The organism is Geodermatophilus sp. SYSU D00700 (assembly GCF_054050255.1).
The window spans coordinates 45,650-71,679 of sequence record NZ_JBJGZA010000021.1 but is presented as its reverse complement, the minus strand read 5'-3'; the positions used below and the strand labels follow the sequence as shown (position 1 = coordinate 71,679).

Sequence of the window (26,030 nt, the reverse complement as noted above, 5' to 3'; positions counted from 1 at the left end):
CACCCGCGGACCAGACGACGGCACGAGACGACGGCAGAGGACGGCAACGCGACCATGACGACGAGCGACTCGACACTCCCTCCCGGTACGCCCACCGCCAACGAGACCGCCGACGCGCCGGCCTCCAAGGAGGAACTGCAGCGGGTGGTCGACGAGCGCGCCGCCCAGGCCGAGGCGGCCGAGAGCGAGCCGGTGGTGAACGCGGCCCCCGCGAAGAAGCGCGCCCCGGCCAAGAAGGCGGCGGCCAAGAAGGTCCCCGCGAAGAAGGCCCCGGCCAAGAAGGCCCCCGCCGGGCAGACGGCCGCGGCGACCACGGCCGCGGTCACCGACGGCGACGGCGCCGCCGAGCCCGCCGCCGCGAAGAAGGCGGCCAAGCGGACGACGAGGAAGGCCACGGCGGCGACCACCGCCACGGGTGAGGCGCCGGTGAAGGCCACCCGCACGCGCACCCCCGCGAAGCGCACGGCCGCCGACACCGCCGCCGAGCCCTCCGCCGAGATCGTCGCCGAGCAGGGCGGCACGACGCCCCCGGTGGTCGCCCCGGCCCCGATCGCCGAGCCCGGGTCCCCCTCCGGCGCCCCCGCACCCCAGCCCGAGTCCCAGCCCGAGGCCCAGCCCGAGGCACGGCCCGAGCCCGAGCCGGGGGACGGCGGCGGGCTGGCCTCCGGCGCCGGCGGCGAGGGCGCGCCCGACGCGACCGACGCCGTCACCGAGGAGGACCTGCGCGCGATCGTGGACGGCTGGTCGCGGGATCCGCACCGCGTCCTCGGCGCACACCCGTCCGGCTCGGGCTGGGTGGTGCGCGCACTGCGGCCCAACGCCTCCGCCGTGGCCGTCCTCGACCAGGACGACACCCGCTACGAGGCCCGGCAGATCCACCCGGGCGGCGTCTTCGAGGCCACGCTGCCCGCGCAGCCCGGCGACTACCGGCTCGAGGTCACCTACGGCACCGACACCTTCCCCGTCGACGACCCCTACCGGTGGCTGCCCACGCTCGGCGAGCTCGACCAGTACCTGCTCGGCGAGGGCCGCCACGAGCGGCTGTACGACGTGCTGGGCGCGCACGTCCGCCGCTACGACACCCCGCGCGGCACCGTGGCGGGCGTCTCCTTCGCGGTGTGGGCGCCCAACGCCCAGGGCGTGAAGGTCACCGGCGACTTCGACTACTGGGAGGCGCGGCTCTACCCGATGCGCCAGCTCGGCTCGATCGGCGTCTGGGAGATCTTCGTGCCCGGCGTGCAGGTCGGCGCCCGCTACCGCTTCCACGTGCTCGGCGCCGACGGCGTGTGGCGGGAGAAGTCCGACCCGATGGCCTTCGCCACCGAGGTGCCCCCGCTCAACGCCTCGGTGGTCACCGAGTCCACCTACGAGTGGAACGACGACGCGTGGTTGGCCGAGCGCGAGCGCGGCGGCTGGCACGAGCGGCCGATGAGCATCTACGAGGTGCACCTCGGCTCGTGGCGGCAGGGGCTGTCCTACCGGCAGCTGGCCGACGAGCTCGTCGACTACGCCGTCGCCGCCGGCTTCACGCACCTGGAGTTCCTGCCGGTCGCCGAGCACCCCTTCGGCGGCTCCTGGGGATACCAGGTCACCAGCTACTACGCCCCCACCTCGCGCTTCGGGCACCCCGACGACCTGCGCTACCTCGTCGACCGGGCCCACCAGGCCGGCCTCGGGATCATCGTCGACTGGGTCCCCGCACACTTCCCCAAGGACGCGTGGGCGCTGGGCCGCTTCGACGGCACCGCCCTCTACGAGCACGACGACCCCCGCCGCGGTGAGCAGCCGGACTGGGGCACGTTCGTGTTCAACTTCGGCCGCACCGAGGTGCGCAACTTCCTCGTCGCCAACGCGCTGTTCTGGTGCCAGGAGTTCCACATCGACGGGCTGCGGGTCGACGCCGTCGCCTCGATGCTCTACCTCGACTACTCGCGCGAGGACGGCGAGTGGGTGCCCAACGCCTACGGCGGGCGGGAGAACCTGGAGGCGGTGTCGTTCCTCCAGGAGGTCAACGCGACCGTCTACCGCGAGGTGCCCGGCGTGGTCACCATCGCGGAGGAGTCGACGGCCTGGCCCGGGGTCACCCGGCCCACCCACCTGGGCGGCCTGGGCTTCGGATTCAAGTGGAACATGGGCTGGATGCACGACTCGCTGGCCTACGTCTCCCGCCAGCCGGTGCACCGCAGCTACCACCACAACCAGCTGACGTTCTCGATGATGTACGCCTACTCCGAGAACTACGTGCTGCCGATCAGCCACGACGAGGTCGTCTACGGCAAGGGCTCGCTGCTGCGGAAGATGCCCGGTGACCGCTGGCAGCAGCTGGCCGGCGTGCGCGGCTACCTGGCCTACATGTGGGCCCACCCCGGCAAGCAGCTGCTGTTCATGGGCTCGGAGTTCGCCCAGGACAGCGAGTGGGCCGAGAGCCGCTCGCTGGACTGGTGGCACCTCGACGACCCCGCGCACCGCGGCGTGCTGCAGCTGGTCACCGACCTCAACGCCCGCTACCGCGAGCTCGAGGCGCTCTGGTCGCTCGACGTCGACCCGGCCGGTTTCCAGTGGATCGACGCCAACGACGCCTCGGGCAACGTCGTCACGTTCCTGCGCTACGGCGGGCCGAAGGTGACCGACGTCCCCACGGCCACCCAGGCCGCGGAGTCCGGCGAGCGCGGCGGGCAGGTCGAGGGCGGGCAGACACGAGGCCAGGTGCTGGCCGCGGTCTGCAACTTCGCCGGCACACCGCACCACGGCTACCGCGTCGGCCTGCCCCGCGGCGGGCGCTGGCGCGAGGTGCTCAACACCGACGCCGAGCTCTACGGCGGCTCCGGGGTCGGCAACTACGGCGGGGTCGACGCCGTCGCCGAGCCCTGGCACGGCCAGCCCTTCTCGGCCACCGTCTCCGCGCCGCCGCTGGGCACCCTCTGGCTGGTCCACGAGGGCTGATCCCCTGATCGGCGACGCCCGGGCCGCCCCCTCGGGGTGGCCCGGGCGTCGCCGCGCGCCGACCTGTTCCGCACTCCTGCCCGCCCGTGCATCATGGCCCGGCTCCGCGCCGCCCCCGGTGGCGCGGACCGCACCCCGCGCGCCCGGCTCCCCGGGCGACGGCACACCGGCAGAGAAGGAACACCAGCTCCATGAGGCATGTCCTGCGTCGCGTCATCGTGGCGGCAGCGGCGGGCAGCGTGCTGCTCACCGGCTGCACGAGCACCGTCTCCGGCATCGCGTCGCGCGGCGCGAGCGTGCCGGTCGACGTCTCCGACGCGGACTTCCCGGTCACCGGCTCCGCGGACACCGAGGCCGACCGGCTCGCCCGCAACGCCCTGGCCGACCTGGACACCTTCTGGTCGCAGGCCTACCCCGAGTACTTCGGTGAGGAGTACGAGCCGATCACCGGCGGCTACTTCTCCGTCGACTCCACGAACATCGACGAGTCGGCCTACCCCGACACCGGCATCGGCTGCGCCCGGGCGCCCGAGGACCCCGAGGGGGTGGCCAACAACGCCCACTACGACCCCAACTGCGACGTCGTGGCCTACGACCGGGCGCTGCTGCAGCAGCTCAGCGACCAGTTCGGGCCCTACCTCGGCCCCGCGGTCATGGCGCACGAGATCGGCCACGCGATGCAGGGCCGGTTCGGCTTCGCCGACTCGGCGATCGTCGTCGAGACGCAGGCCGACTGCCTCGCCGGCGCCTTCACCCGCTGGGTGATCGACGGCAACGCCGAGCACATCGCGCTGCGCGCCGCCGAGCTCGACCAGGTCGTCCTCGGGGTCATCGGCCTGCGCGACCCGGTCGGCTTCGACCCCGACGACCAGCGCGCGCACGGCTCCGGCTTCGACCGGATGTCGGCCTTCTACGCCGGTTACGACGGCGGCGTGGGCACCTGCCGCGACGACTTCACCGAGGACCGGCTGTTCACCGCCACCGAGTTCACCACCGAGGCGGACCTCGAGAGCGGGGGCAACCTGCCCGCCGACCAGATCGGCGAGCTGGTCGCCACCACGCTGCCGGTCTTCTACCAGTCGGTGTTCCCGGGCCTGGGCGCCGAGTTCACCGACCCCGCGATCGAGTCCTTCGAGGGGGACGCGCCCGACTGCGGTGACATGGGCGCGGAGAACCGCGACCTCGGGTACTGCGAGGCCGACGACACCGTCTACCTCGACGCGGAGCTGCTGGGCTCGACCTACGACGGCATCGGGGACTTCGCGGTCGCCGCGGCCATCTCCGTCGCCTACGCCCAGGCCGCGCGCGCCCAGCTGGACCTGCCGATCGACGACGCCGCGGCGATCTCCTCGGCGGTCTGCCTGACCGGCTGGTACACCGCCCGCTTCTGGACCGGTGACTTCGAGCAGATCGGCAGCCTCTCCCCCGGCGACGTCGACGAGGCGGCCATCTTCCTGCTCACCTACGGTCAGGAGGAGGGTGTCTTCCCGAACACCGACCTGTCCGGCTTCGAGATGGTCGACGCCTTCCGCGACGGCTTCCTCAACGGCGGCACCGGCTGCGACATCGGGCTGTAGCCCGTCCCGGTCACGACAGCGGCGCCCGTCTCCCCCGCGCGGGAGGCGGGCGCCGCCGCGTTCACGCAGGCCCCGGCCGGGTACGGGCCTCCCGATGGACCTCCCCTCGCGCTCCCGGGGCGCCCTCGCCGCGCTGCTGGCGCTCGGCGTCCTCGTCACCTCGGCGTGCTCCTACGTCGTGATCGGCACCCCGCGGTCGCAGGGCATGCCGACCGAGTCGGTCGACGCCGGCACGCTGCGCGTCGTCGGCGCCACCGACGGGCCGATCGACACCCTCGCCCGCAACGCGCTGGCCGACCTGGAGACCTTCTGGGCGGCGGGCTTCCCCGACGTCTTCGGGCAGCCGTTCCAGCCGCTGACCGGCGGTTTCTTCAGCGTCGACCCGAACGACGTCGACCCGTCGCTGTACCCCGACGGCATCGGCTGCGGCACCGATCCCCGCGAGCTGGAGAACAACGCCTTCTACTGCTCCTCGCAGGAGGCGCCCAACTCCGACTCGATCAGCTACGACCGCGCCTTCCTCGGCGAACTCGCCGGCCAGTACGGCGAGGTGCTGCCGCAGCTGGTGATGGCGCACGAGTTCGGCCACGCGGTGCAGGCCCGGGTCGGCTACCCGCCGGCCTCGATCGCCACCGAGACCCAGGCCGACTGCCTGGCCGGCGCGTGGACGGCGTGGGTGGCCGACGGCAACGCCGAGTACTCCTCCATCGACACCGACGACCTCGACCAGCTGCTGCGCGGCTACTTCCTGCTGCGCGACCCGGTGGGCACCGGCTCGGGCGAGCAGCAGGCGCACGGCTCCTACTTCGACCGCGTCTCGGCGTTCCAGGAGGGCTTCGACGACGGCTCGACGGCCTGCCGCGACCGCTACGGCCCCGACCGGGTGTTCACCCAGGGCGAGTTCACCACCGACGCGGACTTCGCCACCGGCGGCAACGCGCCCTTCGGCGACACCCTCGGCTTCACCGAGGCGTCGCTGGCCGAGTTCTGGGGCCGCGCGTTCACCGAGGTCCTCGACGCCGAGTTCACCGAGCCGGCGCTGGAGGCCACCACCGCCCCGCCGGACTGCGCCCCCGAGGACGTCGCGCTGGTCTACTGCCCCGACGGCGGGGACGGGGCCGGCCTCGTCGCCTTCGACGGGGACTTCGCCGAGCAGACCTACGAGCTCGGCGACTTCGCCGTGGTCACCGGGGTGGCCGTCCCGTACGCGCTGGCCGCCCGCGACCAGCTGGGCCTGTCCACCGACGACACCGAGGCGCTGCAGTCGGCCGTGTGCCTGACCGGCTGGTACTCGGCGCAGGTCTACAACAACCAGCTGGAGAGCGTGCGCATCTCCCCCGGTGACATCGACGAGAGCGTGCAGTTCCTGCTCGAGTACGGCAACGACCCGGACGTGCTCGCCGACGTCGAGCTGACCGGGTTCCAGCTGGTCGACCTGTTCCGCGCCGGCTTCCTCAACGGCGCGGAACCGTGCGGCGTCGGGGTCTAGCGCCGCCGGGCGCGGCTCAGTAGAGCGCCGCCATCAGCTGGCGGCGGGCGGCGACCACCCGCGGGTCCTCGGCGCCGACGACGTCGAAGAGCTCGACGAGGTGCTGGCGCGCGCGGTCCCGGTCGTCGCCGGCGGTCCGCCGGACGACGTCGACCAGGCGAGTGAAGGCGCCCTCGACGTCGCCCGTGCCGAGCTGGAAGTCCGCCGCCCGCGTCTGCGCCTCGACGTCGTCGGGGGCGGCGTCGGCGGCCGCGAGCGCCTCGGGACCGGCGGCGTCGGCCCGGCGGATCAGCCGCACCTGGCGCAGCGCGAGGCCCGCGACCGGGTGGTCGGGCTCGGTCTCGAGGATCGCGGCGTAGGCGGCCTCGGCGGCCTCGAGGTCGCCGCGCTCGAGGGCAGCCTCGGCGGCGTCGAGGCGGGGGTCGTCCATCGCCTCGTCCTCGCCGGGCCCGCCCTCCGGGACCGCGCCGCCGGTGGTGGCCCGGACCAGCTCGGTGACGAACTGGCGGGCCTGCTCCTCGGGGATGGCGCCGGTGAACTCGGCGACCAGCTGCCCCTGCCAGACCGCCTTGACCGCGGGGATGCCCTGCACCCGCAGGCCCTGGGCCAGCGCCGGGTTGGCGTCGACGTCGACCTTGGCGAGCACCCACGAACCGCCGCCCTCGGCGGCCAGCCGCTCGAGCACCGGGGAGAGCTGCTTGCAGGGGCCGCACCACTCGGCCCACAGGTCGAGGACGACCGGCACCTGGAAGGAGCGGTCGAGCACCTCGGCCTGGAAGGTGGCCTCGGTGACGTCGACGACCGCCGAGCCGGGTGCGCCCGCCGGGGCCGTGGCACTGGGCTGCGGGGCCGCCTGGGCCCGCGCGGCGGCCTCGGAGCGGGCCTTGACGGCGGCGAGGTCGACCGCACCGGCCAGGGAGGCGGCGAGCTGCGCCTGCTGGGCCTGCGCGCGCGGGTCGGGGCGTCCGGGACGGGTGGGCTGCATGCGCCCATGATCCCACCGGCGGGTGGGCGCGGTGTCAGCCCTCGGCGGACGGGGCCGCGTCGACCTCCGCGACGTCGCCGGCGCCCAGCCGCACCCGGCGCAGGAGGTCGAACAGGGTCTCCTGCTCGGCCTCGGGCAGGTCGCCGAGGCCGAAGTCGAGCGCGGTGAGCTCCCGGGTGGCCCCCTCGACCACCGCGCGGCCGCGGTCGGTGATGCCGGCGAGGACGCCGCGGCCGTCGGCGGGGTTGGGCCGGCGGTCGACGTACCCGGCCGCGACGAGCCGGTCGATGGCGTTGGTGACGCTGGTCGGGTGGACCATGAGGCGGCTGCCGATGACCTTGAGCGGCAGCTGCCCGCTGCGGCTGAAGGTGAGCAGCACGAGCACCTCGTAGCGGGCGAAGGTCAGCCCGTGCGGGCGCAGCACCTCGTCGAAGCGGGCGAGCAGGATCTGCTGCACCCGGAACACCGACGTGGCCGCGCGCATCGCCGCGGCCGGCCCGAAGCGCCGCTCCCAGGTCTCCCCTGCGCGCTCGATCGGGTCGAACGGCAGCCCCAGCGCCCGGACCATGCGCCCGACGCTACCCGCCGCCCGCCTGCGCCCCGGCCCCCGCGCCGACCGGTCACCCGCCGTGGTCACCCCGGCCGCACAACCACGTCAGCCGACCACTCGTTCGCAGGCGGCCAGTGCCTCGGCGATCCGGGCGACGAGGCGGGCCGGACAGCGCAGGTCCTCGGCCGTGACGAAGAGGACGCGCCATCCGGCCTCGGTGAGCCGGTTGAGCCGGCGCCGGTCGGCCACGAACTGGGCGGGGTCGCCGTGCCACAGACCGTCGTACTCGACCGCGAGCCGGTGTCCGGGCCAGGCGAAGTCGACCCGCGCCACGAAGCCGCGGTCGTCGCGGACGGTGAACTGCGCGACCGGCAGCGGCAACCCCGACCGGTGCAGCAGCAGCCGGAGCCGGGTCTCCTGCGGCGACCCGGCCAGGCCGTCGGCGAGCGTCGCCGCCGTCCGCACCTGCCGGCACCCGCGCCCGGTCGCCGCCGCGGCGGCCGCACGGACGGCGTCGAGGTCGACGAGCCGCTGGGCGACGAACCGGTCGAGCAGGACGACCGCCTCGTCGAGCGGACCGGAGGCCGCCACGGCGACCGCCGTCGCCGCGGCCGTGGTGACGGCGACGCCGGACCGGCGGGTGACCTGGTCCCCGGACAGCGCGGCCCGGCGGACCCGGATGCCCGGCAGGCGGACCCGCGACCGGTCGGGCGGGACGGTGAGCTCGACGTCCTCGGTCGCCCCGGCCAGGTGCAGGTCCCACAGCACCGCGGCGCTCCGGCCGCTGACGACGGCGCCCGGCACGAGCAGGACCGCCGCGGCACGGGCCCGCAGCTGGTGCGTGAGGTCGACCGTGGTGCAGGCGTACACGTCCCGGAAGACCCGGCGCCAGGCCGGCCCCCGCAGCTCGTTCTCCGTCAGCAGCCCCGCGGAGACGACGCTGGACCCCCGGAAGACGCGGCCGCGCAGCTCCGGGGGACGACGGGGTGACCTGGACACCGGCGCAGCCTGCCCGGAGACGGCCGCTGCCCGCCGGCGCCGTCCACAGGCGGGACCGAGTGGTCAGCGGCCGTGGTCACCGCCGACGGGAGGCCACGGCAGGTGACCACCCGGGCGAGCGGCCGACCCCTCAGACGGCGGGGCGCAGCCGGGGGACGTCGCGGACGCCGAACACCTCGCGCAGCGCCACCTGTGCGGCGTTGTCCCCGCAGGCGCCGTGCACGGCGGGCCCGGGCGGGGTGGCCGAGGACGCGAGGTACACGCCGTCGACCGGCGTCTTGTAGGTGTTCCACCGCGGCACCGGGCGGAACAGCATCTGGCGCAGCGTGGCCTGCCCGTTGGAGATGTCCCCGCCGAGGTACATCGGGTTCCACGCCTCCATCTGGACGGCGTTCTTGGTGACCCGGTCGACGATCGTGTCCTTGAACCCCGGCGCGAACCGCTCGACCTGGTCCTCGATCGCCGCGGTCATGTCCACGTCGGACCCGTGCGGCACGTGCACGTAGGCCCAGAAGACGTGGCCGCCCTCGGGCGCACGGGTCGGGTCGGGCACGGTCGGCTGGACGGCGAGCACGTACGGGCGCTCGGCGGCCCTCCCCTGGTTCGGGGCGCGCTCGCCGGCGATGGTCTCCTCGAGGGTGCCGGCCACGTGCAGCGTCCCGGCCCGCCGGGCGTCGGGGTTGGTCCACGGCACCGGCTCGGACAGGATCCAGTCGATCTTGAAGACGCCGGCCCCGTGCCGGTACCGCCGCACCCAGCGCCGGTAGCCCTCGTGCACCCGGTCGCCGGCCATCGACACGAACGCCTCGGGCGTGGTGTCGAGCAGCACGGCCGGGACGCCGTCGAACTCGCGCAGGTCGGTGACCAGGTGCCCGGTGACCACCTCGCCGCCCTGCTGCTCGAGCGCGGTGACCATCGCGTCGGCGAGGTTCTGCGACCCGCCCTCGACCAGCGGCCAGCCGACGTGGTGGCCGAGCATCGTCAGCAGCATCCCGAGCGCGGAGGTGAGCGGCTGGCTCAGGTCGAGCATGCCGTGCGCCGCGGCGCCGCCGAGCAGCGCGCGGGCCTCCTCGGTCTCGAAGTACCGGTGCGCCAGCCAGCTCACGTTGGGCAGCCCGTTGAGCCCGAAGTACACGATCTGCGGCACGCTGCGGGTCGGCAGCCGGCGCAGCCGGCTGGTCAGGAAGAAGTCGACGACGTCCTGCCCGTGCTCCACCAGCGGCTCGAACAGGCGGCGGTAGGCCGCCCCGTCCCGCCCGAGCGCGGCCGCCGTCTCCTCCAGGGAGTGGTACTGGACCGCGGCCCGCCCGCCCTCCAGCGGGTGGGCGAAGTTGACCTCCGGCTGCACCAGCCGGACGCCGCGGCTGGGCAGGTCGAACTCGCGGAAGAACGGTGCCGCGGCGGCCATCGGCTGCACGATCGAGCAGACGTCGTGCCGGTAGCCCGGCCGCATGAGCTCCTCGGTGCGCATCCCGCCGCCGGGCCGGTCCGCCGCCTCGACGACCTGCACCCGCAGCCCGGCCGCCGCCAGCCGCAGCGCTGCGGCCAGGCCGTTCGGCCCGGCTCCGACGACGACGGCGTCCGGCTTCCCGTTCACCGGGTCAGTCTGCCCGCGGGGTCCCGGAGCTGCCCGAGGAGCCGGTCGGCGGCGCGGTAGGGGTCGGTCTCGCCCGCCACCACCTCGCCGGCGAGCGCGGCCAGCGCGGCCGACCCGCGCACCTCGCCGATCCGCTCCCGCAGCCCGGCCAGGGCGATCGCCTCGATCTCGCGGGCGGCCCGCTCGGCACGGCGGTGGGCGCCCTCGCCGGAGCCGGCCAGCCACCGGCGGTGCGCCTCGACCTCCTCGAGGACCCGGTCGACGCCCTCCCCGCGGGCGGCCACCGTGCGCAGGATCGGCGGCCGCCACGCCCCCGGACCGGTGGACCGGCCGCCCAGGGACTGGGCGTAGCGCAGGTCGCGCACGGTTCGGTCGGCGCCGTCCCGGTCGGCCTTGTTGACGACGAGGACGTCGGCCACCTCGAGGATCCCGGCCTTGGCCGCCTGGATGCCGTCGCCCATCCCCGGCGCGACGAGCACCAGCGTGGTGTCGGCGAGCGAGGCGATCTCCAGCTCCGACTGGCCGACGCCGACGGTCTCGACGAGCACGACGTCGCAGCCGGCCGCGTCGAGCACCCGCAGCGCCTGCGGCGTCGCCCAGGCCAGCCCGCCCAGGTGCCCGCGCGAGGCCATCGACCGGATGTAGACGCCGGGGTCGCCGGCGTGGTCCTGCATGCGCACCCGGTCGCCGAGCAGCGCGCCGCCGGAGAAGGGCGAGGACGGGTCGACGGCGAGCACGCCGACCCGCCGGCCGGCGGCCCGCAGGCCGCGCACCAGCGCCGTCGTCGTCGTGGACTTGCCGACGCCGGGCGCGCCGGTCAGCCCCAGCACCTGGGCGTGCCCGGTGTGCGGCGCCAGCGCGGCGGCGACCTCGCGCAGCAGCGGGCTGGCGTCCTCGACCAGCGAGATGAGCCGGGCCACCGCGCGGGCCTCGCCGTCGCGGGCGCGGGCGACCAGGTCGGCGACGTCGACAGCGCGCCGGCCCCGCCTCCCCCGGGGGGTGGCGGGGCCGGGCGTCGCGACGGCCGTGTCCTCCCGGACGAGGCCGTCGGGCGTCACGCGGGAGCGGGCACGTGCAGGACCAGCGCGTCGCCCTGCCCGCCACCGCCGCACAGCGCGGCGGCACCGACGCCGCCACCGCGGCGGCGCAGCTCGAGCGCCACGTCGAGCACGATCCGGGCGCCGCTCATGCCGATCGGGTGTCCGAGGGCGATCGCGCCGCCGTTGGGGTTGACCTTCTCCGGGTCGATCCCCAGCTCGCGGGTGGAGACGAGGGCGACCGCGGCGAAGGCCTCGTTGAACTCGACCAGGTCCAGGTCCTCCGGCGCGATCCCCTCGCGCTCGCAGGCCCGCCGGATCGCGCGGGCGGGCTGGCTCTGCAGCGTCGCGTCCGGTCCGGCGACGACGCCGTGCGCGCCGATCTCGGCGATCGGCGTGATGCCCAGCTCCGCGGCCTTCTCGGCGCTCATGACCACGACCGCGCAGGCGCCGTCGGAGATCTGGGAGGCGGTGCCCGCGGTGATGGTGCCGTCCTTCGCGAAGGCGGGCTTGAGCCGGGCGAGGGTCTCCACGGTGGTGTCGGCGCGCACGCCCTCGTCGTCGCGGAACTCGATGGGGTCCCCCTTGCGCTGCGGGATGAGCACGGGGGTGATCGCCTCGTCGAAGATCCCGTTCTTGCCCGCGCGGGCGGCCTTCTGGTGGCTCTCCGCGGCGAAGGCGTCCTGCTCCTCGCGGGTCAGCCGGTACCGGTCGTTGGCCTGCTCGGTCAGCGCGCCCATGGCCACCTGGTCGAAGGTGTCGGTCAGCCCGTCGTGCGCCATGGCGTCGACCAGCCGGGCGTCGCCGTACTTGGTGCCGGTGCGGCCGCTGGGCAGCAGGTGCGGCGCCTGGGTCATCGACTCCTGGCCGCCGGCCACGACGACGTCGAACTCGCCGGCGCGGATGAGCTGGTCGGCCAGCGCGATGGCGCTCAGCCCGGACAGGCAGACCTTGTTCACGGTGATCGCCGGGACGGTCATCGGGATGCCGGCGGCCACCGCGGCGGGCCGGGCGGGGTTCTGGCCGGCGCCGGCCTGCAGCACCTGCCCCATGATCACGTACTCGACCTGGTCGCCGCTGATGCCCGCGCGCTCCAGGGCGGCCTTGATCGCGACACCGCCGAGGTCGGCCGCGGAGAAGTCCTTGAGCGAGCCGAGCAGCCGGCCCATGGGGGTCCGGGCGCCGCTGACGATCACCGAGCGGGACATGCTGCCTCCAGGAGCGCGCCGCCGACGCTGGCGACGACGGGTCGGACCGCGCCCGCGGGAGTCGCAGGTCGCGGGGACAGGGCTGCAGGCCAGGATAGATCGGTTCTCCAACCGGGTCGACGGGCCGACCGGCACCCCGGACGGCTCGGCCCGCCGCGGCGTGATCCCCGACACACTGGTGAGTCGTCTCAGACGTCTTGCGCCAAGATGACCCGATGACCGACGCCGCGACGGGTCTGCCCGCCGAGCTGTTCACCACCGTCGACCACGTCGGGATCGCCGTCCCCGACCTCGACGAGGCGATCGCCTTCTACGCGAGGACCTTCGGCGTCCGGTCGGTGCACGAGGAGACCAACGAGGAGCAGGGCGTCCGCGAGGCGATGCTCGCCGTCGGCAGCGGGGAGACCCGGATCCAGCTGCTCGCCCCGCTCACCCCGGAGTCGACGATCGCGAAGTTCATCGGCCGCTCCGGGCCCGGCCTGCAGCAGCTCGCCTTCCGCGTCGACGACGTCGAGGCGGCCGGCGCCACGCTGCGGGAGCGCGGCCTGCGGTTGCTCTACGACGTCCCGAGGCGCGGGACGTCGGGCAGCCGGGTCAACTTCGTGCACCCCAAGGACGCCGGCGGCGTCCTCGTCGAGCTCGTCGAGCCCGCCCGCACCGCCTCCTGAGCCCCCGGGCTCCGGGGCGCGTCCCCGGGTCGCCCGGCCCCGGCGGTTACCGGCCGGTAACCTGCCGCCGCACCCCCTCCGCTCCGAGCCGACCAAGACCCGGGAGTAGCACGTGGACGCGATCAGGGACGCCATCCTCGCCGACCAGCTCAGCGACATCGGCGGGCTGCCGGTGCCGGAGTCCTACCGGGCGGTCGTCGTCCGCAAGGACGAGCAGGAGATGTTCGCCGGGATGCCGACCAAGGAGAAGGACCCGCGCAAGTCGCTGCACGTCGAGGAGGTGCCCACCCCCGAGCTCGGCCCGGGCGAGGCGGTGGTGGCGGTGATGGCGTCGTCGGTGAACTACAACACCGTCTGGACGTCGATCTTCGAGCCGGTCTCCACCTTCGGGTTCCTCGAGCGCTACGGCCGCCAGAACCCGCTCACCAAGCGGCACGACCTGCCCTACCACGTCGTCGGCTCCGACCTGGCCGGCGTCGTGCTGCGGGTGGGCCCGGGCGTGAACAAGTGGAAGCCCGGCGACGAGGTCGTGGCGCACTGCCTGTCGGTGGAGCTGGAGGACCCGGCCGGCCACGACGACACGATGATGGACCCCCAGCAGCGCATCTGGGGGTTCGAGACCAACTTCGGCGGCCTGGCCGAGCTGGCGCTGGTCAAGAGCAACCAGCTCATGCCCAAGCCACGGCACCTGTCCTGGGAGGAGGCGGCCGCCCCCGGGCTGGTCAACTCCACCGCCTACCGCCAGCTCGTCTCCCGCAACGGCGCCGGCATGAAGCAGGGCGACGTCGTGCTGGTCTGGGGCGCCTCCGGCGGGCTGGGCTCCTACGCCACCCAGATGGCGCTCAACGGCGGCGCGATCCCCGTCTGCGTGGTCTCCAGCCCGGAGAAGGCCGACATCGTCCGGACGATGGGCGCCGAGCTGGTCATCGACCGCTCCGCCGAGGGCTACCGGTTCTGGAAGGACGAGGACACCCAGGACCCCAGGGAGTGGCAGCGGTTCGGCAAGCGCATCCGCGAGCTGACCGGCGGCGACGACGTCGACATCGTCTTCGAGCACCCCGGCCGGGAGACCTTCGGCGCGAGCGTCTACGTCGCCAAGAAGGGCGGCACGATCGTCACCTGCGCCTCCACCAGCGGGTACATGCACTCCTACGACAACCGCTACCTGTGGATGAACCTCAAGCGGATCGTCGGGTCGCACTTCGCCAACTACAAGGAGGCGTGGGAGGCCAACCGGCTCATCGACCGGGGCCTGGTCCACCCGACCCTGTCGCGGACCTACGCGATGGAGGACGTGGGCCAGGCGGCCTACGACGTCCACCACAACCTGCACCAGGGCAAGGTCGGCGTGCTCACCCTCGCCCCGCAGGAGGGCCTGGGTGTCAAGGACGCCGAGAAGCGGGAACGGCACCTGAGCGCGATCAACCGCTTCCGCGGCGTGTGAACCCGCCGGTGGTCCGGGCCGGGTGATCGGCCCGGACCACCGCGGAGCGCCCGGGGAGGGGCCGCCCGCCGGGCGGGGCGCGGTCCGGTGCCCGACCGACGTCCTGACGACACTCCCGGACTCTGCGAGGATGGCGGCATGAGCGATCCCCGCCGCGACCTGCTGCCGATGCGCGAGGCGCAGCACTCGTTCGACGTGGTGCTGCGGGGTTACGACCGCCACCAGGTGGCCGAGACCATCGAACGCCTCGAGGCCGACATCCGGGTCGCCATGGCCGACCGGGACGCCGCCGTGGGCCGCTCGGCCGACCTCGCCGGCCAGCTGTCGGCGATGCACGCGGAGATCGAGCAGCTGCGCCGCAAGGCCGCCACCTCCGGCCCGGCCACCTTCGAGAACATGAGCGAGCGGATCTCGCACATGCTCCGGCTGGCCGAGGAGGAGGCCGCGGACATCCGCGCCGCCGCCGAGCAGGAGGCCCGCGCGCTGCGCGAGCAGACCGCCGCCGAGGAGCGGGCGATGCTCGAGCGGCACGCCGCCGGGCAGGCCGAGGTGGAGCGGATGCTCACCGAGGCCCGCCAGAACGCCGAGCAGATCGCCAGCAAGGCGCAGATCCGCGCCGACGAGCTGGTCGCCAAGGCACAGGAGAAGGTCGCCCGCCTCGAGGCCGAGTCCCAGGCCCGCCGGACCAAGGTGGAGGAGGACTTCGAGATCGCCCAGCGCGCCCGCCGGATGGAGGCCGCGCGCGCCGAGGAGGAGCGGGAGCGCGCCTCGGTCCAGGCCGCGCAGCAGCGGGTCGCCGCGGCCGAGGCGCACGCCGCCCGCGTCGTCGGCGAGGCCGAGGCCTCGGCCGCCGCCGTCCGCCGGGTGCGCGACGAGCTGACCGCCCGCCTCACCGAGGCCCGCCGGGTGCTCTCCGCCCTGCCCGACCTCGGCGACCGGCCGCAGCCGCGTCCCGCGGCGCCGCAGCAGGGCCAGGGTGGCCAGCAGGGTCAGCCGCAGCAGGGCCAGCCCCAGCAGGGGCAGGCTCCCCAGCCGGCCCAGGCACCGCGCCCCGGGGCGACCGAGGAGGTGCGGCTGCCGCGCCGTGAGCCCGGCGGGCCGCAGACCGCCGTCCAGCCGGTCGCCGGGCCGCAGACGGCGATGCAGCCCGCCGTCGGTCCGCAGACGGCCGTGCAGCCGGCCGTGGGGCCGCAGACCGGCGGGCAGCCGGGCGCACCGCGACCGGCTCCGCACGCGCGCACCGTCGACACACCGGTCCAGGGGGTCGGGGAGGCCGCGGCCGCCCGCCAGCCCACCCGGTCGTCCTCGCCCTCCACGCTGCCGGCGGTGCAGCAGCCCGAGTCCGTCTCGACGGAGCGGACGCAGCAGATCCGCCCGGTCCACGCCAGCGGTCAGGAGGAGGACCGGCAGGCCGGCGGCTCCAGCCGTGTGGCCGAGCCCGGCCGGCCGGCCGAGGGCGCGCCCCCCGCGGGGGACGCGCCGACCAGGGTCCAGCCGGCCGTCACCCCGCAGGACACCGGCGGCCAGCCGGCCGTCCCCGGGCGCCGCTGACCCCGCATCCCCCGCGCGCGGGGGATGCCGCGACAGGGTAGGCACGACACGTGCCTGACACCGCCGGACCGGGGAGCCCCGGTGCGGCGGGCGGGCCGCGCCACGCCGCCCCCGCCGACGCCCCCGCCGCGGCCCTCACCCACCTCGGCCACCGGGCCCGGCACCGCGACCGGTCCTCGCTGCGGCGACCGCTCGTCCGCGGCGGCCTCCTGGCCCTCGTGCTGGCCGTCCTCGCCACCGCAGTGGTCCTGCTGCCGCGGCTGACCGGGGACGGCGGTACGGCCGCCGGGACGGGCGACCCGGCGACCGGGACCGCCACGCCGGCGGACTGGCTCCCGGCCGCCCTCCCGCCGTCGGCGGACCTGGCCGCCTCCACCGCCGTCCGCGAGGAGCTCATCGCCGGCGGGGTGCCGCCCGGCCGGCTCCGCGCGGCCGGGAGCGCCGTCCCGCCCGGTGCCCTGCTGGCGGTCGTCGGCCCCGCGCCCCCGGGCTCCCGGGTCGTCGCCCGCTTCGACCGGCCCGGCGACGACGACCTCCTGGTGGTCGACCCGCGGCCCGTCGAGCCCACGGCCGAGCAACGCGAGCGGCGGCGGTCGCTGGCCGCGGCCCTGCTGGCCAACCCGACCACCGGCGCGGACCCCGCCGTCGCGGCCGTCCTGCGCTCCGGGGAGGTGGACCTGCGGGTGCTGAGCCTCCTGGCCGGCCTCGTCGCGGGCGAGGGGGTCGGCATCGCCGCCCTCCCGGCCCTGCCGGGCGAGGAGGACGCCGGGACGCCGGCCCGGCGGGTGCTGATCGACGCCTTCGGCGGTGCGCCGGTGCCGGCCGACCCGGCGGGGACCGACCGGCTGCGCGCCTGGCTGGACGCCCAGTTGCCGCCGCTGCGTCCCGACGACGTGCAGGTGACCGCCGACGGCGTCCTGGTCTCCTTCCACCACGTCTCCGATCCCGACGGCCTGGTCGCCGGCGCCGTCGGCTGACGGCACGCCCGGCGGACCCCCGGCGTGCGCGTCCGGCGGGCGCGGGGTACACGTGAGTGACGCCCCGGCCGCGCTGCGACGCGACCGGGACCGCACACGGGGAGGAACGAGTGACGAGGACCAGCCGCGTCCTGGTGGTGACGGCGCTGGCGGCCGCGGTGAGTGGGCTGCCCCTGGCAACGGCGACGGCGGACGAGGGCGGCCTGCTGCGGCTGGCGCACCTGTCCCCCGACACCCCCGCGGTCGACGTGTACGTCGACTCGGTCGCCGACCCCGCCGCCGGGCAGGTCTTCCCGGCGGTCGGCTACGGCACGGTGTCGGAGTACCAGAGCGTCCCGGCCGGCACCTACGCCGTCAGCATGCGGGCCGCGGGCGCCGACCCGGACACCCCACCGGTGCTGTCGACGACCGTCGAGGTGGAAGCCGACAGCGCCCGCACGGTCGCCGGCGTCGGCCCGTTCGCCGACCTCGGGCTGGAGGTCCTCGAGGACGACCTGACGCCGCCGGCATCCGGGGCGGCCCGGCTGCGGGTCCTCGCCGCCGCGGCGAGCGCGCCCGCCCTCGCCGTCGGGGTGCCCGGCGGGCCGTCGCTGGCCGGCGACCTCGCCTTCGCCGACACCAGCGGCTACGTCGACGTGCCCGCCGGCCCTACGGGCATCGGGGTCACCCCGGAGGGCGGGCAGCCGGCCGAGCTGCCGGTCGAGCTGGCCGCGGGGTCGGTCTACAGCGTGCTGGTGCTCGACCGGTCCGGCGGCGGGCTGACCGTGCGGGCCGTGCGCGACGCCGCGGGGACCGCCGTCGTCCCGGCCGGCGGCGTGGAGGCCGGCGCGGGCGGCGCGGCGCAGCCGGACGGGGTGTCGCTGCCCGTCGCCCTGACCACCGCAGGCGCAGCGCTGGCCGCCGGCGCGGGGGTGTGTCTCGCGACGGCGCGGCGCCTGGCCGGTCGCCCGCGGCACGCCGCCACCTCCCGGAGCCGGTGACGCTCCCGGCCCGCCACCGGGCTCCCCAGCGCGGGACCCGGTACCGCACGCCGCACCGGCGCAGGAGCCCGCTGCTGCCCGTGGTCCTGACCGTGCTCGCCCTGGGCGCCGTGACGGTCGCACTGCTCGTGCCCGGCTCGTCTGCCCCGGCGGCGGAGGCATCGGGCGCGACGGCGCCCGCGGCGTCGGTCCCCGGACCGGTGGTGCTCGCCGCCCAGCCGACGGCACCGGCCACGGTCCCCGTCCGGGTGCGGGTACCGGCGGCCGGCGTCGACAGCGCCCTGGTGGAGCTGGGCCTCGACCCCGCCGGCGCGCTGGCGGTGCCGGCCGACCCCTCCCTGGCCGGCTGGTACGCCGCCGGCCCGGTCCCCGGCGAGGTCGGGCCCGCGGTGCTGGCCGGGCACGTCGACTCCGCCCGGGGGCCGGCCGTGTTCGCCCACCTCGCCGGGATCGAGCCCGGTGACGAGGTGCTCGTCGACCGCTCCGACGGCACCACCGTCCGCTTCGCGGTGACCCGCGTCGAGCGGCACTCCAAGGGCGCGTTCCCGACCGAGGAGGTCTACGGGCCGACCCCCGACGCCCAGCTGCGGCTGGTGACCTGCGGCGGGGCCTTCGACCGGTCGCGGGGCAGCTACGAGGACAACGTCGTCGTCTTCGCGACCCTGGTGAGCTGAGGACCTGAGCCGGGCGCCGTCACCGACGGCGGTCGCGGGCGCGCCAGCAGGCGGTGTGCCAGTGCCGGCGCCGGTCGGCCGCGGAGTCGGTGTCCCAGGGGTCGAGGTCGGAGTCGCGCGCGAAGGCCGGCCAGGTCACCAGGTGCGGCGTCCCGGGCCGGACCTCCTGGTCGCAGCCCGGGCAGCGGTAGGGCTTGGTGCTCGCCGCGCCGGTCAGGGACCGCACGACCCAGTCGCCGTCGGCGGCCTCCTCGACCGGGTCGGACCGGGGTGCCAGCGGGGGGCGGCCCGACGGCCGCCCTCCGCTGCCGCGTCGTCCCCGTCGGGGCACCTCAGCGGCCGGAGTAGTCCCGGAAGCCCCGGCCGGTCTTGCGGCCGAGGTACCCGGCGGTGACCAGGTGCTCGAGCAGCGGCGCCGGCGCGAAGCCGGGCTCGCGGAACTCGGTGTAGAGCTCCCGCTCGATCGCCAGCGACACGTCCAGGCCGACGACGTCGAGCAGCTCGAACGGGCCCATCGGGTAGCCGCAGCCGACCTTCATCGCGGCGTCGATGTCGTCGGCGGTCGCGTAGTGCGCCTGGAGCATCTTCACCGCGTCGTTGAGGTAGGGGAACAGCAGCGCGTTGACGATGAACCCGGCGCGGTCGGTGCAGGAGACCGCGTGCTTGCCCAGCTGCGCGCAGACCGCGTGCGCGGTGGCCGCGACGTCGGGGGCGGTGGCGATCGTGCTGACCACCTCCACCAGCTTCATCACCGGCGCGGGGTTGAAGAAGTGCAGGCCGACGACGTCACCGGGGCGCTCGCTGGCCTTGGCGCACTCGATCACCGGCAGGCTGGAGGTCGTCGTCGCGAGGACGGCGCCGGGCTTGGCGATCTCCCCCAGCGCGGCGAACAGCGCCTGCTTGACCGGCAGCGACTCGACGACGGCCTCGACGACCAGGTCGCGGTCGGCGAGCTCGTCCAGCGACGTCGTCCCGCGGACCCGGCCCAGCACCTCGTCGCGGCCGGCCTCGTCGAGGCGCCCGCGGGCCACCTGCTTGTCCAGCGACCGGCGCAGCGCCGTCAGCACCGCCTCGACCTTCTCCGGCGAGCGGGCCTGGAACAGCACGTCGTAGCCGCCCTTGGCGACGACCTCGACGATGCCGGTGGCCATCGTGCCCGAGCCGACGACGCCGACCAGTGACACCGGCCGGGCGCCCTCGGCGGCACCGCCGGCCCGCGGGGTGTGTTCGTCGGGGACGACCTCGGCGGAGCCCGGGGCGGCGTAGGTGTAGAAGCCGCGGCCGGACTTCCGGCCCAGCAGGCCCGCGGTCATCATCTGCTTGATGATCGGGCTGGGCGCGTGCAGCCGGTCGCGCGACTGCTTGTACATCGTGTCGAGGATCTCGTATGCGGTGTCGATGCCGATGAGGTCCATCAGCGCCAGCGGCCCCATCGGCAGGCCGCAGCCCAGCCGCATGGCGGCGTCGATGTCCTCGCGGCTGGCGTAGCGGTTCTCGTACATGGCGACCGCGTGGTTGAGGTAGCCGAACAGCAGCGCGTTGGCGATGAAGCCGGCCTTGTCGCCGATGGTGACGTCGACCTTGCCCAGCCGGGCGGCGAGGGCCTCGACGTCCTCGATGACCGCGGGCTCGGTGACCACCGTGCGCACGACCTCGACCAGCTTCATGACCGGCGCCGGGTTGAAGAAGTGCATGCCGATGACCTTGCTCGGCCGGCCGGTGGCCACCGACAGCTCGGTCACCGACAGGCTCGAGGTGTTGGTCGCCAGGATGGTGTCGGGCGGGCAGATCTTGTCCAGCTTCGCGAACAGCTCGGTCTTGAGCTCCATCCGCTCGGGGACGGCCTCGACGACCAGCTCGGCCTGGGACAGGTCCTCCAGCGCGGTGCTGAAGCGGATCCGCCCGATGATGGCGTCGCGGTCGGCGGGCTCGAGCTTGCCGCGCGCGACGGCCTTGCCGGTGGACTGCTCGACGTGGGCCCGGCCGCGCTCGAGGGCCTGCTCGTCGACCTCGACGGCGGTCACCGACAGGCCCGCGCGGGCCATGACCTCGGCGATGCCCGCACCCATGGTGCCCAGGCCCACCACGCCGACCTCGGTCAGTTCTCTGGCCACGCTGCCATCCCTCCACGACGCTGACCGGGGCAGTGTCGCACCCGCGGAGCCCCGCGGCGGCGGTGGGTGCCGGGCCTAGAACAGCCGCTGGGTGGGGTCGTCGGTGCCCTTGAGGACGGCGTAGTCGACGGTCACGCAGTCGATGCCGCGGTCCTGGGCGAGCACCCGCGCCTGCGGCCTGATCTCCTGCGCGGCGAAGACCCCCTTGACCGGGGCGAGCAGCGGGTCGCGGTTGAGCAGCTCGAGGTAGCGGGTCAGCTGCTCCACGCCGTCGATCTCCCCGCGCCGCTTGACCTCGACGGCCACCGTCGCGCCGTCGGCGTCGCGGCACAGCAGGTCGACCGGGCCGATCGCGGTCGGGTACTCCCGGCGGACCAGCTGCCAGCCGGTGCCGAACGTCTCCACGTGCAGCGCCAGCAGCCGCTGCAGCTCGGCCTCCACGCCGTCCTTCTGCAGGCCCGGGTCGACGCCGAGGTCGTGCGAGGAGTCGTGCTCGACCGCCTCGATGGTGATGACCAGCTGCTCGCCGGCCTTGTTGGTGACCGTCCAGGTGCCCGCCCCGTCGACCAGCTCGTCCTCCAACCTGCAGGGAGGACTCATCCAGTTGAGCGGCTTGTAGGCGCGGTCGTCGGCGTGCACCGAGACCGAGCCGTCGGCCTTGACCAGCAGCAGCCGGGTGGCGAGGGGCAGGTGGGCGGTCAGCCGCCCGATGTAGTCGACCGAGCAGCGGGCGATGACCAGACGCACGGGCGCCGACGGTACCGGTCCGGTCACGACGGGAACCGCCGAGGACGGCCGGGCGTGCCAGGACCGTGACGACGACGTGGGCGGTGCGTGCGGCGTCCCTGCTGGCCGGGGCGCTGGTCCTGACCGCGTGCGCGGAGGGCGGTGGCGACCCCGGCGCGCCGGCGTCCCCGGGCCCCCTGCCCGCCGGGCTGGTCCTGCAGGTCGCCCACACCGGCGGGTTCACCACGCCGGAGGAGCTGGCCACCCGGCTGCCGCTGGTCAGCGTCTACGGCGACGGCCGGGTGCTGACCCAGGGCCCGCAGATCGCGATCTGGCCGGCGCCCGCGCTGCCGAACGTGCAGGTGGCCAGGGTCGACGAGGCGACCGTCCGTGACCTCGTCGACCGCGCGGTCGAGGCGGGCGTCACGGGGTCCGGCGACCTCGGCGAGCCGCCGCTGGCCGACGCGGCGACCACCCGCTTCACGCTCGTGACGGCCGAGGGCACGTCCGTGCGGGAGGTGTACGCCCTCGCGGAGACCCCCGACGACACCGTGACCGACGAGCAGGCCGAGGCCCGTGGCCGGTTGCAGGACCTGGCCGACGAGCTCACCGGCCTGGGCGGTGGTGCGACGGAGACCTACGAGCCGCAGACGGTGGCCGCCGTCGTGCAGCCGTACACCGGCGGCGACCCCGAGCTGCCGCAGCCCGAGGTCGCCTGGCCCGGCCCCGACCTGCCCGGCACCCCGCTCGGCGCCGGGCTGACCTGCGTGAGCGCCACCGGGCAGCAGGCGGCCGACCTGCTGGCCGCGGCGGCCTCGGCCACCGTGCTCACCCCGTGGGTGACCGCCGACGGCAGCCGCTGGTCGGTCGCGTTCCGGCCGGTGCTGCCGCACGAGTCCGGCTGCGCCGACCTGGCTCCCTGACTCAGTCCGTCCAGACCGCCGGGCGCTTCTCGAGGAAGGAGCGCATGCCCTCGCGGGCGCCCTCGATCTGGCTGGCCGCGGCCATGACCTCGACAGCGGTGGCGTAGGCGTCGCGCTCGGGCCGGTCGAGCTGGGCGTACAGCGTCTGCTTGCCCCACGCCTTGCTCGCCCGCGACCCGCGGGTGGCCCGGGCCACCAGGTCGTCGACGGCGGCGTCGAGCCCGGCGTCGGGCACCACCCGGTTGACCAGCCCCCAGTCCAGCGCGGTCCGGGCGTCGATGACGTCGCCGGTGAGCGCCAGCTCCATCGCCCGCTTGCGGCCGACGTTGCGGGCGATCGCGACCATCGGCGTGTGGCAGAACCAGCCGCCCTTGCCGCCGGGTGCGGCGAAGCCGGCCGACTCCGCGGCGACGGCGAGGTCGCAGGAGGCGACCAGCTGGCAGCCGGCGGCGGTGGCCAGCGCGTGCACCCGGGCGACGACGACCTGCGGCACCTGCTCGAGGGTCTGCATGAGCTCGGTGCACAGCGCCAGCAGGCTGCGCACCTCGGGCAGCGGGGCGTCGAGGACGTCGCGGAAGTCGTGGCCGGCGCTGAACACCGGCCCCTCCGCGCCGAGCACGATCCCGGCGGCGTCGCTCTCCCCCACCTCCGTCACCGCGGCGAGCAACTGCTGCAGGTGGTCGCGGGACAGCGCGTTGCGGCGCTGCGGCCGGCACATCGTGATGCGGACGACGTCCCCGTCGCGCTCGACGCGGGGGGCACCCTCGGCGGTCATGTGAGCGACCTCACCACGACCGGGTCGCCCCGGGCAACGTGGCTGGGGAGGCTGGAGGGCGTGCTGCCCGAGCCGGTCACCGACACCGCGCCGCGCGGCGCGGGGCGGACCCTGTTCACCCAGGGCTGGCGCGACGTCGCGTTCGTGCACTGGGCGGTCGACCCGGCCGTCGTCGCCCCGCTGCTGCCGCCGGGCACCCGGCCCGACGTGCACGCGGGGTCGAGCTGGGTCGGCCTGGTGCCCTTCCGGATGCGGCGCATCGGCGTCCTCGGCTCGCCGGGGCTGCCGTGGGTCGGCTCGTTCCTCGAGACCAACGTGCGGCTGTACTCGGTCGACGACCGGGGCCGCCGCGGCGTCGTCTTCCGGTCCCTCGACGCCGACCGGCTGCTGCCCGTCCTGGTGGCCCGGGCGGCGGGACTGCCCTACCTGTGGTCGCGGATGCGGATCGCCCGCGACGGCGACCGGATCACCTACTCCTCGCACCGGCGCTGGCCCGGCCCGCGCGGGGCCGGGGGGCGGATCGAGGTCCGCGTGGGCGAGCGGCTCACCGACCCCGGCCCGCTCGAGCGCTTCCTCACCGGCCGGTGGGGGCTGCACCAGACCGCGCGCGGCCGGACGGTCTACTGGCCCAACGAGCACCCCGCCTGGCCGCTGCACCGCGCCGAGCTGCTGGCCTGGGACGGTGACCTGCTGGCCGCGGCCGGCCTGCCCGGCGTCGGCGGCCCGCCGGACAGCGTGCTGTTCTCCCCCGGCGTCGACGTGCGCTTCGGCCCGCGCTCCTAGGCCGGCGCGGGCACCCGCTCGTCGAGGCCGTGCGCGTCCCGGATGACGTCGACGACCTGGCCCATGATGTCGGTGAGCCCGAAGTCCTTCGGCGTGAACACCCGGGCCACGCCCTGCTCGCGCAGCCGGCGGGCGTCACCGTCGGGGATGATCCCGCCGACGACGACCGGCACGTCGTCGAGCCCGGCCTCCCGCAGCCCGCGCAGCACCGCCGGGACGACCTGCAGGTGCGAACCGGACAACACCGACAGCCCGACGACGTGCACGTCCTCCTCGACCGCGGCCGAGACGATCTGTGCGGGTGTGAGCCGGATGCCCTGGTAGACCACCTCGAAGCCGGCGTCGCGCGCGCGCACGGCGATCTGCTCGGCGCCGTTGGAGTGCCCGTCGAGGCCGGGCTTGCCCACCAGGAACCGCAGCCGGCCGCCGAGCTCGTCCCCGGTGGCCCGCACCCGCTCGCGGACCGCCACCAGCGTGTCGTCGGCCTCGCCGCCGCCGGTGGCCGCCGCCACGCCGGTGGGCGCGCGGTACTCGCCGAACGCCTCGCGCAGCACGCCGGCCCACTCCCCCGTCGTCACCCCGGCGCGGGCGCACTCCAGGGTCGCCGCCATCAGGTTCTCGTCGGTGCCCGCGGCCGCCCGCAGCCGGTCGAGGGCCCGCCGCACCGGCTCGGGGTCCCGCCCGGCGCGCCAGGCGCGCACCGCCTCCTGGGCCGCGGCCTCGACGGCCGGGTCCACGACCTGGATCGCGGTGTCGAGGTCGGCCAGCAGCGGGTTGGGTTCGGTGGCCTCGAAGCGGTTGACGCCGACGACGACGTCCTCGCCGCTCTCCATCCGGCGGCGCCGCTCGGCCAGCGAGGCGACCAGCTGCCCCTTCATGTAGCCGGACTCGACGGCGGCCACGGCGCCGCCCATCTCCTGCACCCGCGCGATCTCGGCGCGCGCCCCGTCGACGAGCTCGGCGACCTTCCGCTCGACGACCACCGACCCGGTGAACAGGTCCTCGTACTCGAGCAGGTCGGTCTCGTAGGCCAGCACCTGCTGCAGCCGCAGCGACCACTGCTGGTCCCAGGGCCGGGGCAGGCCCAGCGCCTCGTTCCACGCCGGCAGCTGCACCGCGCGGGCGCGGGCGTCCCGGGACAGGGTGACCGCCAGCATCTCCAGCACGATCCGCTGGACGTTGTTCTCCGGCTGCGCCTCGGTCAGGCCGAGCGAGTTGACCTGGACGCCGTAGCGGAACCGGCGGTGCCGGGGGTCCTGCACGCCGTAGCGCTCCCGGGTCAGCTCGTCCCAGAGCCGGGTGAACGCCCGCATCTTGCACATCTCCTCGACGAAGCGGACGCCCGCGTTGACGAAGAAGGACATGCGCGCGACGACCTCGCCGAAGCGCTCCGGCGGCACCTGGCCGGAGTCGCGCACGGAGTCGAGGACCGCGATCGCGGTGCTCATCGCGTAGGCGATCTCCTGCACCGGCGTCGCGCCGGCCTCCTGCAGGTGGTAGCTGCAGATGTTGATCGGGTTCCACCGCGGCATCGCCGTCACGGTGTAGGCGACCATGTCGGTGATCAGCCGCATGGAGGGCCCGGGCGGGAACACGTAGGTCCCCCGCGACAGGTACTCCTTGATGATGTCGTTCTGCGTCGTCCCCGCCAGCGCCGCGACGTCGTGGCCGTGCTCCTCGGCGACCGCCTGGTAGAGCGCCAGCAGCCACATCGCGGTGGCGTTGATCGTCATCGACGTGTTCATCCCGTCGAGCGGGATGCCGTCGAAGAGCGCCCGCATGTCGCCGATGTGCGTCACCGGGACGCCGACCTTGCCGACCTCACCGACGGCGAGCTCGTCGTCGGGGTCGTAGCCGGTCTGGGTCGGCAGGTCGAAGGCGACCGACAGCCCGGTCTGTCCCTTCGCCAGGTTGCGCCGGTACAGCGAGTTGGACTCGGCCGGCGACGAGTGCCCGGCGTAGGTGCGCATGACCCAGGGGCGGTCGCGCTCGTCCGGTGACGAGGGGAACGGCATGCCAGCGGAGTGTAA

The 26,030-nt window shown here is 75.3% G+C and carries 22 protein-coding genes; 11 read left to right on the top strand and 11 right to left on the bottom strand.

The window, feature by feature from the left end; translation table 11 throughout:
* Positions 1-54 precede the first annotated feature (54 nt).
* The 3 genes from glgB (at position 55) to ACI79V_RS15815 (ending at position 6,009) form a co-directional block, all read left to right on the top strand.
* Complete coding sequence (glgB, locus tag ACI79V_RS15825; RefSeq protein WP_456890607.1) at positions 55-2,943, top strand: 1,4-alpha-glucan branching protein GlgB; 2,889 nt, start codon at positions 55-57, stop codon at positions 2,941-2,943.
* Between the two features lie 191 nt (positions 2,944-3,134).
* Positions 3,135-4,520 (top strand): neutral zinc metallopeptidase, encoded by a 1,386-nt coding sequence (locus ACI79V_RS15820; protein WP_456890606.1) that lies wholly within the window; start codon positions 3,135-3,137, stop codon positions 4,518-4,520.
* A 94-nt stretch (positions 4,521-4,614) separates the two neighbouring features.
* Entirely contained in the window at positions 4,615-6,009 is a 1,395-nt protein-coding gene (locus tag ACI79V_RS15815; protein WP_456890605.1) for a neutral zinc metallopeptidase, read from the top strand.
* A gap of 16 nt (positions 6,010-6,025) precedes the next feature.
* Here ACI79V_RS15815 and ACI79V_RS15810 read toward each other — a convergent pair whose 3' ends face one another.
* From ACI79V_RS15810 to ACI79V_RS15785, 6 genes are all read right to left on the bottom strand, one after another.
* Entirely contained in the window at positions 6,026-6,994 is a 969-nt protein-coding gene (locus ACI79V_RS15810) for a tetratricopeptide repeat protein (protein ID WP_456877305.1), read from the bottom strand.
* Positions 6,995-7,028: 34 nt separating this feature from the next.
* Positions 7,029-7,562, bottom strand: a complete 534-nt coding sequence (locus tag ACI79V_RS15805) for a MarR family winged helix-turn-helix transcriptional regulator (RefSeq protein WP_456890604.1) — start codon at positions 7,560-7,562, stop codon at positions 7,029-7,031.
* Positions 7,563-7,649: 87 nt separating this feature from the next.
* Positions 7,650-8,543 (bottom strand): endonuclease domain-containing protein, encoded by an 894-nt coding sequence (locus ACI79V_RS15800; RefSeq protein WP_456890603.1) that lies wholly within the window; start codon positions 8,541-8,543, stop codon positions 7,650-7,652.
* Between the two features lie 130 nt (positions 8,544-8,673).
* Positions 8,674-10,140 (bottom strand): phytoene desaturase family protein, encoded by a 1,467-nt coding sequence (locus ACI79V_RS15795; protein WP_456877308.1) that lies wholly within the window; start codon positions 10,138-10,140, stop codon positions 8,674-8,676.
* Entirely contained in the window at positions 10,137-11,198 is a 1,062-nt protein-coding gene (gene meaB / locus ACI79V_RS15790) for a methylmalonyl Co-A mutase-associated GTPase MeaB (RefSeq protein WP_456890602.1), read from the bottom strand. The genes ACI79V_RS15795 and meaB overlap by 4 nt, the downstream gene beginning before the upstream one ends.
* On the bottom strand, positions 11,195-12,385 hold the full coding sequence (locus tag ACI79V_RS15785) for an acetyl-CoA C-acetyltransferase (RefSeq protein WP_456890601.1): 1,191 nt from the start codon (positions 12,383-12,385) through the stop codon (positions 11,195-11,197). Before ACI79V_RS15785 ends, meaB begins: the two co-directional genes overlap by 4 nt.
* Before the next feature lie 215 nt (positions 12,386-12,600).
* Between ACI79V_RS15785 and mce the strand changes: the two genes are divergently transcribed.
* From mce to ACI79V_RS15755, 6 genes are all read left to right on the top strand, one after another.
* On the top strand, positions 12,601-13,053 hold the full coding sequence (gene mce, locus ACI79V_RS15780) for a methylmalonyl-CoA epimerase (protein WP_456890600.1): 453 nt from the start codon (positions 12,601-12,603) through the stop codon (positions 13,051-13,053).
* Between the two features lie 112 nt (positions 13,054-13,165).
* The gene (ccrA, locus tag ACI79V_RS15775) at positions 13,166-14,497 is read left to right on the top strand and encodes a crotonyl-CoA carboxylase/reductase (RefSeq protein ID WP_456890599.1); all 1,332 of its coding nucleotides are present in this window, start codon (positions 13,166-13,168) and stop codon (positions 14,495-14,497) included.
* Positions 14,498-14,635: 138 nt separating this feature from the next.
* The gene (locus tag ACI79V_RS15770; RefSeq protein ID WP_456890598.1) at positions 14,636-16,048 is read left to right on the top strand and encodes a hypothetical protein; all 1,413 of its coding nucleotides are present in this window, start codon (positions 14,636-14,638) and stop codon (positions 16,046-16,048) included.
* Positions 16,049-16,098: 50 nt separating this feature from the next.
* Entirely contained in the window at positions 16,099-17,025 is a 927-nt protein-coding gene (locus ACI79V_RS15765; RefSeq protein WP_456890597.1) for a hypothetical protein, read from the top strand.
* Between the two features lie 110 nt (positions 17,026-17,135).
* Positions 17,136-18,005 (top strand): DUF4397 domain-containing protein, encoded by an 870-nt coding sequence (locus tag ACI79V_RS15760; RefSeq protein ID WP_456890596.1) that lies wholly within the window; start codon positions 17,136-17,138, stop codon positions 18,003-18,005.
* A complete protein-coding gene (locus ACI79V_RS15755) occupies positions 18,002-18,679 on the top strand; it encodes a class F sortase (RefSeq protein WP_456890595.1) in 678 nt (225 codons plus the stop codon). Before ACI79V_RS15760 ends, ACI79V_RS15755 begins: the two co-directional genes overlap by 4 nt.
* A gap of 19 nt (positions 18,680-18,698) precedes the next feature.
* Here the strand turns inward: ACI79V_RS15755 and ACI79V_RS15750 are convergent, their stop codons facing one another.
* The 3 genes from ACI79V_RS15750 to nucS form a co-directional block, all read right to left on the bottom strand.
* Entirely contained in the window at positions 18,699-18,905 is a 207-nt protein-coding gene (locus ACI79V_RS15750; protein ID WP_456890594.1) for a hypothetical protein, read from the bottom strand.
* A 106-nt stretch (positions 18,906-19,011) separates the two neighbouring features.
* Positions 19,012-20,793 (bottom strand): 3-hydroxyacyl-CoA dehydrogenase family protein, encoded by a 1,782-nt coding sequence (locus tag ACI79V_RS15745; RefSeq protein WP_456890593.1) that lies wholly within the window; start codon positions 20,791-20,793, stop codon positions 19,012-19,014.
* 75 nt (positions 20,794-20,868) lie between these two features.
* Positions 20,869-21,540, bottom strand: a complete 672-nt coding sequence (gene nucS, locus ACI79V_RS15740) for an endonuclease NucS (protein WP_456873734.1) — start codon at positions 21,538-21,540, stop codon at positions 20,869-20,871.
* Between the two features lie 83 nt (positions 21,541-21,623).
* Between nucS and ACI79V_RS15735 the strand changes: the two genes are divergently transcribed.
* A complete protein-coding gene (locus tag ACI79V_RS15735) occupies positions 21,624-22,442 on the top strand; it encodes a hypothetical protein (RefSeq protein ID WP_456890592.1) in 819 nt (272 codons plus the stop codon).
* A 1-nt stretch (position 22,443) separates the two neighbouring features.
* Here the strand turns inward: ACI79V_RS15735 and ACI79V_RS15730 are convergent, their stop codons facing one another.
* Entirely contained in the window at positions 22,444-23,217 is a 774-nt protein-coding gene (locus tag ACI79V_RS15730) for an enoyl-CoA hydratase-related protein (protein WP_456890591.1), read from the bottom strand.
* On the opposite strand from ACI79V_RS15730, the gene ACI79V_RS15725 reads away from it, so the two are divergent.
* A complete protein-coding gene (locus ACI79V_RS15725; RefSeq protein ID WP_456890590.1) occupies positions 23,218-24,000 on the top strand; it encodes a YqjF family protein in 783 nt (260 codons plus the stop codon).
* Here ACI79V_RS15725 and ACI79V_RS15720 read toward each other — a convergent pair.
* Positions 23,997-26,015, bottom strand: a complete 2,019-nt coding sequence (locus tag ACI79V_RS15720; RefSeq protein WP_456890589.1) for a protein meaA — start codon at positions 26,013-26,015, stop codon at positions 23,997-23,999. The genes ACI79V_RS15725 and ACI79V_RS15720 overlap by 4 nt on opposite strands.
* Between the last annotated feature and the right edge of the window lie 15 nt (positions 26,016-26,030).

What these genes read in the sequence shown, in the direction of transcription:
- glgB (WP_456890607.1), top strand. Translation starts at nt 55, where the DNA reads ATGACGACGAGCGACTCGACACTCCCTCCCGGTACGCCCACCGCCAAC.
- ACI79V_RS15820 (WP_456890606.1), top strand. Translation starts at nt 3,135, where the DNA reads ATGAGGCATGTCCTGCGTCGCGTCATCGTGGCGGCAGCGGCGGGCAGC.
- ACI79V_RS15815 (WP_456890605.1), top strand. Translation starts at nt 4,615, where the DNA reads ATGGACCTCCCCTCGCGCTCCCGGGGCGCCCTCGCCGCGCTGCTGGCG.
- ACI79V_RS15810 (WP_456877305.1), bottom strand. Translation starts at nt 6,994, where the DNA reads ATGCAGCCCACCCGTCCCGGACGCCCCGACCCGCGCGCGCAGGCCCAG.
- ACI79V_RS15805 (WP_456890604.1), bottom strand. Translation starts at nt 7,562, where the DNA reads ATGGTCCGGGCGCTGGGGCTGCCGTTCGACCCGATCGAGCGCGCAGGG.
- ACI79V_RS15785 (WP_456890601.1), bottom strand. Translation starts at nt 12,385, where the DNA reads ATGTCCCGCTCGGTGATCGTCAGCGGCGCCCGGACCCCCATGGGCCGG.
- mce (WP_456890600.1), top strand. Translation starts at nt 12,601, where the DNA reads ATGACCGACGCCGCGACGGGTCTGCCCGCCGAGCTGTTCACCACCGTC.
- ACI79V_RS15770 (WP_456890598.1), top strand. Translation starts at nt 14,636, where the DNA reads ATGAGCGATCCCCGCCGCGACCTGCTGCCGATGCGCGAGGCGCAGCAC.
- ACI79V_RS15730 (WP_456890591.1), bottom strand. Translation starts at nt 23,217, where the DNA reads ATGACCGCCGAGGGTGCCCCCCGCGTCGAGCGCGACGGGGACGTCGTC.
- ACI79V_RS15720 (WP_456890589.1), bottom strand. Translation starts at nt 26,015, where the DNA reads ATGCCGTTCCCCTCGTCACCGGACGAGCGCGACCGCCCCTGGGTCATG.